11 protein-coding genes are annotated in these 14,086 nt (G+C 52.6%); 7 read left to right on the forward strand and 4 right to left on the reverse strand.

The genetic code is table 11. The features are described 5' to 3' along the window. Positions 1–146: 146 nt before the first annotated feature. The 5 genes from NST84_RS11715 to NST84_RS11735 all read left to right on the forward strand — a co-directional run bounded on the left by NST84_RS11715 (position 147) and on the right by NST84_RS11735 (position 8,224). A complete protein-coding gene (locus tag NST84_RS11715; RefSeq protein WP_342565740.1) occupies positions 147–3,998 on the forward strand; it encodes a discoidin domain-containing protein in 3,852 nt (1,283 codons plus the stop codon). A 156-nt stretch (positions 3,999–4,154) separates the two neighbouring features. Continuing rightward, positions 4,155–5,072 carry an AraC family transcriptional regulator gene (locus NST84_RS11720; protein WP_342565741.1) on the forward strand — a complete coding sequence of 306 codons (918 nt, stop codon included), beginning with the start codon at positions 4,155–4,157 and terminating at the stop codon, positions 5,070–5,072. 178 nt (positions 5,073–5,250) lie between these two features. Beyond that, the gene (locus tag NST84_RS11725; RefSeq protein ID WP_342565742.1) at positions 5,251–6,126 is read left to right on the forward strand and encodes a DMT family transporter; all 876 of its coding nucleotides are present in this window, start codon (positions 5,251–5,253) and stop codon (positions 6,124–6,126) included. Positions 6,127–6,244: 118 nt separating this feature from the next. Next, positions 6,245–7,165: a cysteine synthase A gene (gene cysK / locus NST84_RS11730; protein ID WP_342565743.1), complete on the forward strand. Its 921-nt coding sequence runs from the start codon at positions 6,245–6,247 to the stop codon at positions 7,163–7,165. Positions 7,166–7,231: 66 nt separating this feature from the next. After that, positions 7,232–8,224 (forward strand): hypothetical protein, encoded by a 993-nt coding sequence (locus tag NST84_RS11735; protein ID WP_342565744.1) that lies wholly within the window; start codon positions 7,232–7,234, stop codon positions 8,222–8,224. A 622-nt stretch (positions 8,225–8,846) separates the two neighbouring features. Here NST84_RS11735 and NST84_RS11740 read toward each other — a convergent pair. The 4 genes from NST84_RS11740 to NST84_RS11755 all read right to left on the reverse strand — a co-directional run bounded on the left by NST84_RS11740 (position 8,847) and on the right by NST84_RS11755 (position 12,256). Further along, positions 8,847–9,422, reverse strand: a complete 576-nt coding sequence (locus tag NST84_RS11740) for a VanZ family protein (RefSeq protein WP_342565745.1) — start codon at positions 9,420–9,422, stop codon at positions 8,847–8,849. A 73-nt stretch (positions 9,423–9,495) separates the two neighbouring features. Next, positions 9,496–10,359 carry a M15 family metallopeptidase gene (locus NST84_RS11745; RefSeq protein WP_342565746.1) on the reverse strand — a complete coding sequence of 288 codons (864 nt, stop codon included), beginning with the start codon at positions 10,357–10,359 and terminating at the stop codon, positions 9,496–9,498. Positions 10,360–10,473: 114 nt separating this feature from the next. Beyond that, entirely contained in the window at positions 10,474–11,568 is a 1,095-nt protein-coding gene (locus NST84_RS11750) for a HAMP domain-containing sensor histidine kinase (protein ID WP_342565747.1), read from the reverse strand. Next, a complete protein-coding gene (locus NST84_RS11755; protein ID WP_342565748.1) occupies positions 11,561–12,256 on the reverse strand; it encodes a response regulator transcription factor in 696 nt (231 codons plus the stop codon). The genes NST84_RS11750 and NST84_RS11755 overlap by 8 nt, the downstream gene beginning before the upstream one ends. A 333-nt stretch (positions 12,257–12,589) precedes the next feature. On the opposite strand from NST84_RS11755, the gene NST84_RS11760 reads away from it, so the two are divergent. Both NST84_RS11760 and NST84_RS11765 read left to right on the forward strand, forming a co-directional pair. Continuing rightward, complete coding sequence (locus NST84_RS11760; RefSeq protein ID WP_342565749.1) at positions 12,590–13,414, forward strand: histidine kinase; 825 nt, start codon at positions 12,590–12,592, stop codon at positions 13,412–13,414. Continuing rightward, positions 13,383–14,048, forward strand: coding sequence for a response regulator transcription factor (locus NST84_RS11765; protein ID WP_342565750.1), 666 nt, complete (start codon positions 13,383–13,385; stop codon positions 14,046–14,048). Before NST84_RS11760 ends, NST84_RS11765 begins: the two co-directional genes overlap by 32 nt. Positions 14,049–14,086 lie beyond the last annotated feature (38 nt).

Below are 14,086 nucleotides of genomic sequence, written 5' to 3' on the forward strand. Positions count from 1 at the left end.
CCTTGAGGAATAAGGATTTACAGCTGACCCGGGAGGGGATAGGGCAAGGAATAAATTTGTAAGCGCATACTTTTTAATCAATACCATCAATTTACAGGAGGCGGCTGAACATGTTTACCGGAACCAGGACTGGTGCTAAAAGGTCAATGTGGATATATATCCTGATTACTCTGCTGATTACGGGCCAGATGGGGATTTTTCCGAAGGTAAGCGCTGCGGCGGGGAATCTGGCCCAGGGCAAGAGCATTACCGCAAGCTCGGTCGGTGATGTCTACACGGCGGTGAATGCAAATGACGGCAATCAGGGAACGTACTGGGAGAGCGCCAGCAATGCTTTTCCGCAATGGATTAAGGTGGATCTTGCAGCTAACAGCAGTGTTAATCAGGTTGTGCTGATGCTGCCGGCAGGCTGGGAGAGCAGAACGCAGACGTTGTCCGTGCAGGGCAGCACCAATGACTCTGCATACAGCAATCTTGCCGCATCTTCAAGCTATGTGTTTAATCCGGCGGCGGGCGGCAATACAGTAACGATTAATTTTACTGCTGCTACTGTCAGGTATATTAAAATCAATTTCACTGCCAATACCGGCTGGCCGGCAGCCCAGATATCTGAGCTGGAGGTGTACGGCAGTAATGTGACCACACCGGGAACGTATGAGGCAGAGGCGGCTGCTTTAAGCGGCGGTGCCAAGACCAATACCGACCACAGCGGGTATACGGGCAGCGCTTTTGTTGACGGTTACTTAGCGCAGGGAGCTTCCACCGCTTTCACGGTTACTGCAGGAGGAGCAGGAAATTACGATGCTTCCCTCCGGTATGCAAATGCCTCAGGCAGCTCCAAGACAATCAGCATCTACGTCAATGGTACGAAAATCAGACAGACTCAGCTCCCCAATCTGGCAAACTGGGATACCTGGGGAGTCAGAAGTGAGACATTGACACTAAACGCCGGGACGAACACGATTGCCTACAAATATGACGCGGCTGACAGCGGAAATGTGAATCTGGACCAGCTGGTGCTTACTGTCTCATCTGCTCCAACAGCCAGTCCGACAGCAGCCCCTACAATTGCACCGACTACGGTTCCGACTGTGACACCAACAACTGCTCCAACGCCGTCTCCGACAGTAGCTCCTACAACGGCTCCCACGCCAACGGCAACCGTTACTCCGGCCCCGACGGCTACGCCTACTACAGTTCCCTCCTCCAATCTGGCCATTGGTAAAGCCGTTAATGCCTCATCCTCTGTCTTTACCTTTGTCCCGGCTAATGCCAATGACGGCGATGTGACCACTTATTGGGAAGGCGCAGGCGGAAGCTATCCGAATACACTCAGTGTGAACCTTGGCGCGAACGCCAATATCACCTCAGTCGTTGTGAAGCTGAATCCTGCTTCTGCCTGGGCAACCCGCACACAAACGATAGAGGTGCTGGGCCGTAACCAGAACAACGCGTCATTCTCCACAATCGTACCGTCAGCAGCCTATACCTTCAACCCTTCCACCGGCAATTCGGTGACCATTCCTGTTACCGCTACGGCCAGCGAGCTGCAGCTGAAGTTTACGGCCAATACCGGCTCAAGCGCCGGCCAGGTTGCGGAGTTCCAGATCTTTGGAACACCGGCAGCCAATCCGGATCTGACAATAACGGCACTGTCCTGGAATCCGGCTGCTCCGGTTGAGACAGATACTATAACACTCAGTGCTGTAGTCAAAAACACAGGTACTGCGGCGTCCGCAGCAACGAATGTGAACTTCTACCTGGGAACAACACTTGCAGGCACTGCGCAGGCGGGAACACTTGCAGCCGGTGCTTCAGGCAATGTATCGCTGAATATCGGGGCGAAGGATGCAGGGACTTATGCGGTGAGCGCCAAGGTAGACGAAAATAACACGGTAATCGAGCTTAATGAATCCAATAACAGTTATACAAGCCCGTCTTCATTGACCGTCGTACCCGTGTCCAGCTCCGATCTGGTTACCGGAGCGGTCAGCTGGTCACCGGGAAATCCGGCCGGAGGCAATATCATTACCTTTACGGCAGCGATTAAAAACCAGGGGACAGCAGCATCGGCGGGCGGCGCACATAATATTACACTGACTCTGACGGATGCTTCGACGAATGCAGTCATCAAAACGCTGACTGGCTCCTATGGCGGTGTCATCAACAGCGGAGTCACCACAGCACCTGTTACTCTGGGCACCTGGACTGCGGTGAACGGAAAATATAACGTAAAAACACAAATTGCCGTTGACGGAAATGAGCTGCCAGTCAAGCAGGCCAACAACACCGAGACACGCCCGCTGTTCATCGGCCGCGGAGCGAATATGCCATATGACATGTATGAAGCAGAGGATGGTGTCACCGGCGGCGGTGCAGTCAAGCTGGCCGCAAACCGCAATATCGGCGATCTGGCCGGCGAAGCGTCCGGCAGAAGAGCGGTAACGCTGAATACAACCGGCAGCTATGTGGAATTCACAACCAGAGCCAGCACCAATACACTGGTTACCCGGTTCTCGATTCCCGATTCAGCCAGCGGCGACGGCATCAATTCAACATTAAACATTTATGTTAACGGTGTATTTACCAAGGCCATTAATCTGACTTCCAAATATGCCTGGCTGTACGGCTCCGAAACCAGTCCGGGTAACTTACCAGGTGCAGGCTCGCCGCGCCATATTTACGATGAGGCGAATATTATGTTTGACAACACCATCCCGGCCGGCAGCACGATCCGTCTGCAGAAGGACGCTGCCAATACCTCACAGTATGCCATCGACTTTATCAGTCTGGAGCAGGTAACGCCAATAGCAAATCCTGATCCGTCCAAGTACGCTGTACCAGCCGGCTTCACCCATCAGGATGTACAGAATGCCCTGGACAAAGTGCGCATGGATACAACCGGCAAGCTTGAAGGGGTGTATCTGCCTGCAGGCAATTATGAGACATCCAACAAGTTCCAGGTGTACGGCAAAGCGGTTAAGGTAGTCGGAGCCGGCCCGTGGTATACCCGGTTTTATGCCCCGGCCAGCCAATCCAATACGGATGTCGGCTTCAGGGCGACTGACTCGGCGAACGGATCAACCTTTACTGGCTTTGCTTATTTCGGCAACTACACCTCGCGGATCGATGGCCCGGGCAAAGTGTTCGACTTCGCTAACGTTGCGAATATAACGATCGACAACATCTGGACGGAGCATATGGTGTGCATGTACTGGGGAGCGAATACCGATTATATGATCATCCGCAACTCCCGCATCCGTAATACCTTTGCCGATGGCATCAACATGACCAACGGCAGCACTAATAATCTCGTGTCCAATAACGAAGCCCGGGCAACCGGGGATGACAGCTTTGCACTGTTTTCGGCCATTGATGCCGGCGGCTCGGATATGAAAGACAATGTATATGAGAATCTGACGTCCATCCTGACCTGGCGCGCAGCCGGTGTGGCGGTATACGGCGGTTATGCCAATACCTTCCGTAATATCTATATCGCGGATACACTGTGTTACTCGGGTATTACGATTAGCTCGCTGGATTTTGGCTACCCGATGAACGGCTTCGGCGCTACACCGACGACGAACCTGCAGAACATCTCCATTGTCCGGGCAGGCGGGCACTTCTGGGGCTCGCAGACCTTCCCGGCGATCTGGGTGTTCTCGGCGTCCAAGGTGTTTCAAGGCATCCGCGTTAGTGATGTGGATATCATTGATCCGACCTATCATGGCATCATGTTTCAGACCAACTATGTCGGCTCTGCACCTCAGTTCCCGGTTGCGGACACGATCTTTACCAACATTACCATCACCGGTGCCCAAAAAAGCGGCGATGCCTTTGACGCCAAGTCCGGAGTCGGCATTTGGGCTAACGAATCGGCAGAGCCCGGCCAGGGTCCGGCGGTCGGCTCAGTTGTCTTTAACAACCTGAAGATTACCAACACGGTAACTCCGATCAAAAATAACACATCCACTTTTACGATCACAGTTAACCCGTAAGCTGCTGTTCCATACAGGGCCGTTTCCCGGATCTTCCGGGGAGCGGTTTTTTGACTCCGGCCCGTTTGCCGGCCTCAACCGGTGATTCGTTCATTGCATGAACCGGCTGCTGCTTGTTATGCTGAATAGCAGAAGACAGAAAGTGGGGGATACCTGGTGAACAATGATTACAACCATCGTATAGGAGCAGTTCTGCAATTTATCGAACAAAACATCGGCGCAGACATCAAGCTGGAGATGCTCGCTGAGGTGTCTAACTTTTCCAAGTACCATTTTTCCAGAGTATTCTCCGCTATTATACATAAGAGTCCAATGAACTACTTGACGGAAAGACGTCTGCATTATGCTGTAACGTACCTGACCACAAGTAACAAGACCATGCTGGACATCTCAACCCTGTGCGGTTTCAGTTCGTTATCCAGTTTCAATGCTGCTTTTAAAAAGGCATATAATACCACTCCCAGCGCAATGCGCAAATCAGCCCGCGAACATAGCAACATTCCATCAGTCTCCGGCAATAATCCGGAGGATTTATCCTCTCCCAAAGACTATGATTTGAACAGTACCAGCAATAATTTTCTAAGGAGAGTATGGGAAATGAACATTGAGCTTAAAGAGCTTCAGGACTGTAAAGTGGCCTATGTAAGGCATGTCGGAAGTTATCTTGAAACGTATAAGGCGTGGGAGACACTTGGTGCGTGGGTGCAGAGCAGCGGTTTGCCGGCCACGGAAACTTTTATCGGCATCTCTCTGGATGATCCTGGTGTAACAGACGAAAATTCATGCAGGTATGATGCGTGCATAACGGTTCCAGAGGGATTTCCGGCAGAGGGGAATGAAAGCATTGCGTTCAGGCATTTACCCGGCGGTGTATATGCTCTATACAAATTCTATGACACGATTGACAAGCTCGCCATTGCGTACCAGAGTGTGTACGGCGGGTGGCTGCCTGAAAGCGGGTATGAGCCCGACGACCGTCATGCCCTTGAGTTTTGTATGAATAATCCATACCTGGACCCTGAAGGAAAGGCTAAGATTGACCTGTACATTCCGGTTAAACGTACCCTATCCTAATTTATAGCTTTCGTGTAAAATGTAATGAAATTAACCTTTTGAGAGGGAGTTGAGCTTATATGATAGCTGCACCACGGTTTGAGTGTGATGTACCTGCAGTTCTTCTTCCTTAACGGCAGAAAACTGCAACTCCGTTAAGGACAACCAGGAGCTTGTCTAACAAACGGAGGGTACAGAAGTGAACAAGAAGGCGTTATTGGGATCATTATATTTATCTTTGGCTGCCAGCATCTGGGGCGGTATGTATGTTGTCGTAAAACATGTGGTTGATATTGTGCCGCCGCTTGAAATTGTGTGGATCCGCTATATGATTGCGCTTGCCGCGCTGCTGATTATCGGTGTTGTGACAAAGCAGTCATGGCGTATTGAGAAAAAGGATATGCTGCTGATTCTTATGATTGGCCTGGCCGGTAACACGATTTCAATCCTGACCCAGGAAGCTGGCACGATGCTGTCAACTGCCCATATGGGTGCCATCATTACTTCAACGACGCCGGCGTTTATGGTGCTGTTTGCCCGGATCATTCTTAAAGAGCGGATTACGCTTAAAAAAGCACTGTCAATCGTACTGGCAACCATCGGCGTAGGTGTAATTGTAGGGACAGGGGATATTGACTCTTCGCTGCAGCTTGGCGGTGTATCACTGCTTGTTGCTGCACTTACCTGGGCGCTCATGTCTGTTCTGATAAAAAAAGTGCCGGGACAATATTCACAGATTGTTGTCACGTTCTACAGTATCATTGTTGCCTTTATTGTATTGACCCCGTTCACAATGGGCCGGCTGCCGAGGCTGGATGTTCAGGCTATGCTGCACCCGTCAATCTGGGGCGGTCTCCTGTATCTGGGGATTATTTCAACAGCCTGCGGCTTTCTGCTGTGGAACCGCGGCCTGCAGATGCTGAATGCCTCGAGCGGCGGACTGTTTTTCTTCCTGCAGCCGATTGTCGGTACGCTGCTGGGATGGCTGCTGCTTGGTGAGCAGATCGGGCTGTCCTTCTGGGCAGGTACTGCGTGCATTTTTGCAGGCGTACTATTGGTGGTCCAGGACAAATAAGTGATCCGCAAATGTAGCGGCTAAATAAACGGCGGCGGTCAGGGACTTGTTGGTTACAGGTCCTTGGCCGCCGTTAGTTGTATAATGTATAGAATGATGGATAAGGGAGGATGTAAGCATGAAATCCAAGGTAGTAAATAATATTGCTGAGCTGATCGGGGATACACCGGCGGTACGGCTGAACTGTCTGACCGGTCCGGATGATGCTGAGGTATATGTCAAGCTGGAGATGTTCAATCCCAGCGGCAGTGTAAAAGACCGTGCAGCCTATAATCTGATTCTGCAGGCAGAGCTGGACGGACGGCTGCAGCCGGGCGGAACAATTATCGAGCCGACCAGCGGCAATACGGGCATCGGCCTGGCGATGAATGCCGCCGCAAAGGGTTATAAGGCGATTCTCATCATGCCTGACAACATGACGATGGAACGAATTAACATCCTGAAGGCGTATGGCGCTGAAGTGGTGCTGACACCGGCTTCCGAGCGGATGCCGGGAGCGATTGCCAAGGCGCTCGAGCTGGGGGCAGCGATTCCGGGCAGCTTTATTCCGCAGCAGTTCGAGAATGCGGCCAACCCGGATATTCACCGCACGACGACAGCACCGGAAATACTGGAGCAGATGGAGGGGCGGCTGGATGTGTTTGTGGCCACCTCAGGAACCGGAGGCACCATTACAGGCACGGGCGAGGTGCTGCGCAAGGAGCTGCCCGGCATACGGATTGTAGTCGTTGAGCCGCACGGCTCCCCGGTTCTGTCCGGCGGCAAGCCTGGACCGCATAAGCTGGTCGGCACAAGTCCCGGCTTCATCCCGGCAATCCTGAACACTGACATATATGACGAAATTGTCCAGGTGGAGGATGAAGCGGCACTGGAAACCGTGCGGGCGCTGGCCAGCAAGGAAGGGATTTTGATCGGTCCGTCCGGCGGTGCGGCGGTCTGGACCGCGCTGCAGGAAGCACGCCGGCTCGGCCCCGGCAAGCGGGTGCTGTGTATTGCACCGGATACAGGGGAACGCTACCTGAGTATGGGAATATTTTAGCACTCCGACGGAGGGAATGAGATGGGGGGCATCATGAGAGAGTATCGTTGCTATAAAATATTCAGCATGTCTAAAAGACTCAAGCCGGCTGTTGTACTGCCGGCTGTTATGGCCATTACACTTGGCCTCGCGGGCTGTGCAGGTTCTGGTGGCGGGCAGAATGCTGATCGGGGCGGTGTAAGTCCGGCCGCGTCAGCTGCTGCTGCAGCCAGCGGGACCTCTGCAGCAGCAGCTTCTCCGGCAGCGGCAGAGCAAACGCCTGCTCAGGCGGATACGACCGCCCCTGCGGCGGTGATTGATCCGGCTGCGCTGCAGCCGGTGTTGGGGTTTGCCGGGGAAGCCGGCAAGCAGATCCTTGTCACCCGGGAGGGGAATGACGAGCAGGCGCAGATGGAGGCACTTGATACCGCTATAGGCAGCGGCGGACAGGTGTTTAAAGTGCGGTTCGAGCAGTGGCAGGAGGGAAGTGATCAGAACAACGGCCGTGAGCTGGCCGCCAATCTGCATAACTTATCCGGCTATGTGTTCACAGTAGAGGGCGGCGCGGCGGCTCCGGATGATACGTATTATCTGGCTGATTCATCAGCCTTCAATCTGGAGACTCTGGTGCCTGTTGAACCGGCTTCTTCTGAGGCTGGACAGCTGCCGGAAGCTGACCCGGTGCGCAAGAGCATAGCGGAGGCCAAGCAGCGGGAGATCATGTCCGCCTGGAAGCTGGCCTCTCTGCCGCCCGGCCGGGAGCTGTATCTAGTCCAGTTCGTAAGACAGGATAAGGATATGCTGTTCAGCCTGGTGCTGGAGGATAACGGTAAGCTCAGCTTTATGGATTATCCGGCCGAGATCACCGATAACGAATACTCGGTCTGGCGTGTCGACGACGGCGGTGAAGTCGTTCCGCAGATGTTCTCACTGTTGTTTGCAGCTGAGACACAAGGCGGATTACTGCTGGGCATCAACTGGCTCGGGGCAGAAGGGATCAACAGCTTCTTCCTGTCGCAGACCGGAGAGACGCTCAAGGAGCTGGACATCCAGTATAGCCGTTATACCTCGCCAATGTAGATGGAGGAAACAGGGGCTATAGCATGGCTGGATACAGACGAACAGCCTGCACCAGAATTGACAAATGGCCCTGACCAGCAGCTTCCCCACCCTGGACCCATGTAACTAGTTGGATTTTTGCTACCTAATATCAGCGTTCCCCGGATTTTGAGACTACTAAGTGGAAAAACGCTACTTATTCAGGCCCAAACATGGTATAGGCGAAAAAGTAGCGGAATTAGGTGTCTTTTTTCCAACTAGACTCGGCCATTGGGCTATTTACCCCCGAATTAGGTGGCGAATTTACACTTAGTTTGCTCGGCAGCAGACTGCACGGTTGTTCCAGTAACCTTCCTATCAGGTGCCCAACAGTTTTAGTTGGATTTTTGCTACCTAATATCAGCGTTCCCCGGATTTTGAGACTACTAAGTGGAAAAACGCTACTTAATTCAGGCCCAAACATGGTATAGGCGCAAAAGTAGCGAAAATAAGTGTCATTTTTCCAATTAGTCTCGACCATCGGGCTATTTACCCAAAAATAGGTGGCGAATTTACACTTAGTTTGCTCGTCGGCATGCAGCGTTGTTCCAGCACCAGCCAACAGCCTGCTGGCACTTACATCTGCACCTGTAACGGACGTTTTCTATGTTTGCCCGCTGTCACGTGATTGTGCCTGCCGGGCTTTTTGGCCTGCCTGCCATAACCTCAGCAGGCAATAGCCGACCACACCGCCCAAAGTGTTGAGCAGCAGATCGTCGACATCAAAGGTACCGATCGAAAACAGACCCTGCGCACATTCGAGCACAGCACTCACTCCGAAGGCCCGTAACATTACACCAAACCAGGTAATCTGCCGGTTAGAGGACAGCAGCGCTATAAATATACCAAAAGGGATAAATAACGCGACATTCCCGACGAGGTTTACCAGCTTTGTTACAGTAACGGAATCAAACGTATTGTAAACCGTCTCCAGCGGAGTAAAGTTGCCAGTCCACAGCTGGCGTAAGATGGTATCCGGACTGCGCTGCAGCTGATGCCACAGAAAACGGAAGTCGATCGGACTGAACTTGAACAGGATGATTTTGAAGAGTACATAAATATAGACGGCGAATAAGGCCTGCAGTCCGGCTGAACGGAGCTTGGCAAAAGAGACAGCCGGCTGCCCGGTGCTTTTCACAGGAGCAGTCTTTTTTTCACGCATAACTCTGGTCTGGTTCATAGATAATGCTCCTTTCTGAGATAAAAAATACCGCTGAGAAGAAATTATGAAAGAAGATATATGGAAGAAGATATTACGGATGTGCCGTCACGATTACACCGTCCATATTATTCCCGGAAATATTGTACTTCTGGCCTGCAGGTATGGGGATGAAGGTGCTGCTGCCGTTAATGGTATAATAGGAAATCTGATATACGATGCCCTGCACGTTTACCGAAATCGTCTGCTGCTGCTTCAAATACTCAAGGTATTCCTCGAGTGTGTACTGCTTGTCACGCATAATGATGCTGTGCGGCAAACCGACATAACGGAAATGCCAGGGCTCATACTGGATGCCGGTGATGTCCGACTTGTCCTTGGGATAACGCAGGATAAAACCATAGTCCCAGGCGTTGGCCTCCAGCCACCGCCCTTCCGGTGCACGGCTCATCTCCATCTGCGAGGACCCGATGTCCAGTGACAAGCCGAGGTTGTGTTCGCTGTGGCCGGGCGGAAGGGCGTAATCGGCTCCTTTTTGCTCATAGAGCTGCTGCTGTTTGTCCGTATCACGGTAGCCGCTGCTGATCAGAAACTGGCTGACACCATCTTTATCTGCTGCTCCTATCATTTTAGAGAATTGCAAGGCAACTTTTTTGGATAGCTGGATGCCGTTATCAAGCAGCGCGTACCCGCCGGTCAGCTCCCCGTGCTCTGCCAGACGGATCACATCCGCTGTTATGCCTTCTGTGTGTACCGGATAATCCTGGTTAACCAGCAGCAGATTGCCCTGATAGATCCGGTCTGCCGAAACGGCGGTTAAATCTGACAGGCTGTTGCCTCCATTCGTAACCTGCGCCGGCTGCAGCCTGTCCATACGCTCATCATTCCCCGTATACTGATGCAGCACTTCCCAGCCAAGCAATGCAATTATAACCGCACAAAAAACCCGCTTCTTCATTCCGGCATCCTCCTAATCCTGATAACTCAAGAATAGGGATGACCGTTTAAAAAGAAGCGGGGTAAAAATAAATTTTTTCTTAAAAGGAGATAAGCGGGCAGCCTGATTTGCAGTTTAGCGCTCCAATGGCAATCTGACCTCAAAGCTAGTCCGTAAGGGATCGCTGTTTACGGAGATTGTACCTTTGTGCTGCTCGACTATGTTTTTGGCGATGAACAGGCCAAGTCCTGTGCTGCCCTCCTGGTGGCTACGCGCCCGGTCGCCGGTATAAAACATATCAAATACATAGGGCAGATCCTCAGGCAGGATACTGCCGCCATAATTCGTTACCCGGACGACGGCCTGTCCGTCTTCCGCACTGCAGCTGATATCAACATACTGGCCGTCTTTGCCGTAACGGACCGCATTGGTCAGCAGATTCTCGAATACACGGGCCAGCAGCTCTCCGTCACCTTGAATCTCCATTACCGGAGCAAGCTCCAGCCGGGCGGTCAGCCCGTTGTTGTCAAGCAGCGGGTACAGCTCCTCATGGAGCTGGATAAGCAGCTCGCTCAGATCAAGCGGACTGCTGTCAATCTTCAGCATGCCGTAGTTCATCCGGGTAAGCTCAAACAGCTCATCGATCAGCCGTTCCAGCCGCCGTGATTTGGTATAGGCGATGGAGGTGTAATGCCGGACCTGCTCGGCAGACAATTCTTTATCCTTCAGCACATAATCGAGATATCCGAGTACAGACGTAAGCGGGGTGCGCAGATCGTGTGCCAGATTGAGCACCAGCTGGTCCTTGCTGTTCTCGGCAAAATCCCCGCGCTCCACTGCCTGCTGCAGCTTGCCGCTGGCCAGGTTCAGGTCGGCAGCAATATCCCCGAATTCATCCTTGGAGGGGATGATGATCCGGCTGCTGAAATTACCTTCGGCCAGCTGGCGGATCTGCAGCGAGATTTCCCGGAAATAACGGGCATATGGTTTCGTAAACAGATAGAAGAAAACAAGGGCCAGGGGGATGAAAAAGATCAGGAAAAAGTTAAGATCCCCGATGTTGCCGATTAAATAGCGGAAGCGGGCCAGCGGGTCTTCGGCCAAAACATTGGCCGTATAGTACTGCTGCAGCATTTTGTACAGCGCATAGGTCAGGATGCCCGAGCAGAGCATGCTCAGTGTGAGCAGGAAAATCATCTGAAAGCGGAAGCTGCGAAACCGTCTAGCCATTGAATGTATAACCTACTCCCCATATGGTTTTGATCAGTTTATTCTTGTCCTGTTCTTCACCAAGCTTCTTACGCAAGGTGCGGATGTGAACCATAACTGTATTCCCGCTCTCAAAATAAGCCTCGCCCCACACCTGCTGAAACAGATTCTCCGCACTGAATACCTTCTTAGGGTAGCTGGCGAGCAGGTACAGGATGTCGAATTCCTTGGGCGTGAGCTCGACATTGTTGCCGAACAGCTCCACAGTCCTGCGGTCAGGGTCAATAACCAGTCCTCCGGATTCCAGCACAGGTTTACGCTCCGCCTGGGGCTGGTTAAGCTGCATAAAACGGCGCAGCTGTGCGTTCACCCGGGCAACCAGCTCCATCGGATTAAACGGCTTGGTCATATAATCATCGGCGCCGATGACGAGCCCGGTGATTTTGTCGAGGTCCGAGGTCTTCGCACTCAGAAAAATAATCGGGAGCTGATGCTGCTCCCTGATCTGCCGGGTCACCTCATGCCCGTCCAGTCCGGGCATCATAATGTCGAGCACCGCAAGGTCAATATGGCGGGACTGGACGGCTTGTACCGCGGCTTTGCCGTCGGTCACCTTGACGGTATGATAGCCCTCTTTTTCCAGATGCAGAGCTACCAGTCCGGCAATGTCGGCATCGTCGTCGGCGATAAGAATCGTTATCCGTTTCATTTCGTATTCGCTCCTGTAACAATAAACTTGAGTACACGCCTGTACAGCGCTTTGCTCCTAGTGTACCTTATCGGAAGTTGTTTCGCGAACAGGAATCGTGAATAATAGAGGAGGCTGTACATAATTAATGCTGGTGTATCTGGCAGTCAGGTGTTTACGTCGAGTATCTGATAATTTTTAAAATACTTAATTTTGTAACATTTAATGTGAAGGTATAGCCCGAAAGAGTCATGCCGGGAGCCGGCTGGCAGTGATAAATTAAACGAAGGATTTGGGGAGGGGACGGCAACGTATAAGACAATTAAGCTGCTGATTCTGCTGATTCCCACATTAATGGTCGGGATCTGGGAGTTCGTGCGCCACCAGTTTCTGATGCCGTACATCTCGATGGATATGGGGAACTACTTAACGCCGGTGCTTGTTTTTGTATTCAGCATCATTCTGCTGCTGCCGCTGTTCCGGATTATGGAGCGCAATCAGCAGGAGCTGGAGCAGAAGCGGGCGGCAACCTCGGCCATGGAGGCCCGTGAAGGGCTGGCCAAGGAGCTGCATGATGGGATGGCGCAGTCTTTGTTTCTGTTGTCTGTGCGGATTGACCGGCTGGAGCAGAACCAGAAGAAGGGCACGGTCAGCGCAGAGAATGTAGAACAGCTCAAAAAAACAGTGCACGAGGTCAACCGCTATGTACGCCAGGCGATTGCCAGCCTGAAGGTGCCGGTCTCCGGCAGTGCGGATTTTTCGCTGGAACGTTCGGTGCAGGAGCAGCTGGGCAGAATCGCCGGTGAGGTGATGATTGACGTCGCACTGGACTGGCAGCTGCAGGAGGATGCATTGTCAAGCAAGGAACAGGCCGAGCTGCTGTCCTGCATCCGTGAGGCGATTATCAATGTGCGCAAGCATACGCGTGCCGGCCGGGTTGTCGTTACAGGTGCTGGCGATCATCAGTGCTGGAAGGTGAGCGTAGCCGATAATGGCGCCGGTATAGTGCACGAGGACCCTTTTCAGGTAAATGGAAGCTATGGTTTGCAGATTATGAGAGAACGCGCAGTCAGTATGGGCTGGAAGCTTGCGCTTGTATCAGGGCCGGCCGGAACGACAGTCGAAATTGCGAAGGGAGGAACCGCAGATGAACCGCTGCCGGGTGATGATCGTCGATGACCATGCGCATGCGCGTGAGGCCATGACCGAGATTGTGTCGCTGGATGAACGTTTTGAAGTAATCGGGGCAGTGGGAAGCGGTGCTGAGGCGATTGTCATGACCGGGCAGTGGATGCCCGACCTGATCCTGATCGATATCGAGATGCCGGGCATGGACGGGCTGGAAACCACGCGGCGCATCAAGCTGGAGTATCCGTATGTCAAGATCGTCATCGTCACCGTCTCGGATGAAATCTCTTATTTGTTCGAGGCGCTGAAGCAGGGCGCACAGGGGTATCTGCTGAAAAACCTGGCCCCGTCGACCTGGATTGAATATTTGCTGGCGATTGTCAGTGAGGAGGTTCCGCTGAGCCGGGAGCTGGCTTTTCAGATTCTGAAGGAATTTGCGGTGACCTCTGTAAAAGAGGAACAGGAAGCATTAACGGCGCGCGAGAAGGAAATACTGGGCTGTGTATCCTCCGGTTCCACAAACAAGGAGATTGCAGCCACCCTGGGGATTTCCGAGCATACGGTCAAAAATCATCTTAAGAACATTTTGCAAAAGCTGCAGCTCCAGAACCGTACACAGCTGACCCGGTATGCCCTGGAGCAGGGACTGGCCCGCCGAGAGCGGGATTTTCCGCGGAAAAGATAGAGCATTATTAGAAGAAACAATCATCGATTGAGGGGGAA

Origin of the sequence: Paenibacillus sp. FSL R7-0345, assembly GCF_038595055.1 — a bacterium.
Taxonomy (GTDB): Bacteria; Bacillota; Bacilli; order Paenibacillales; family Paenibacillaceae; genus Paenibacillus_AQ.

Excerpts from the sequence above, each read along its gene's own strand:
- NST84_RS11715 (WP_342565740.1), top strand. The coding sequence starts at position 147 with ATGTGGATATATATCCTGATTACTCTGCTGATTACGGGCCAGATGGGG.
- cysK (WP_342565743.1), top strand. The coding sequence starts at position 6,245 with ATGAAATCCAAGGTAGTAAATAATATTGCTGAGCTGATCGGGGATACA.
- NST84_RS11735 (WP_342565744.1), top strand. The coding sequence starts at position 7,232 with ATGTCTAAAAGACTCAAGCCGGCTGTTGTACTGCCGGCTGTTATGGCC.
- NST84_RS11740 (WP_342565745.1), bottom strand. The coding sequence starts at position 9,422 with ATGAACCAGACCAGAGTTATGCGTGAAAAAAAGACTGCTCCTGTGAAA.
- NST84_RS11745 (WP_342565746.1), bottom strand. The coding sequence starts at position 10,359 with ATGAAGAAGCGGGTTTTTTGTGCGGTTATAATTGCATTGCTTGGCTGG.
- NST84_RS11750 (WP_342565747.1), bottom strand. The coding sequence starts at position 11,568 with ATGGCTAGACGGTTTCGCAGCTTCCGCTTTCAGATGATTTTCCTGCTC.
- NST84_RS11755 (WP_342565748.1), bottom strand. The coding sequence starts at position 12,256 with ATGAAACGGATAACGATTCTTATCGCCGACGACGATGCCGACATTGCC.
- NST84_RS11760 (WP_342565749.1), top strand. The coding sequence starts at position 12,590 with ATGGTCGGGATCTGGGAGTTCGTGCGCCACCAGTTTCTGATGCCGTAC.
- NST84_RS11765 (WP_342565750.1), top strand. The coding sequence starts at position 13,383 with ATGAACCGCTGCCGGGTGATGATCGTCGATGACCATGCGCATGCGCGT.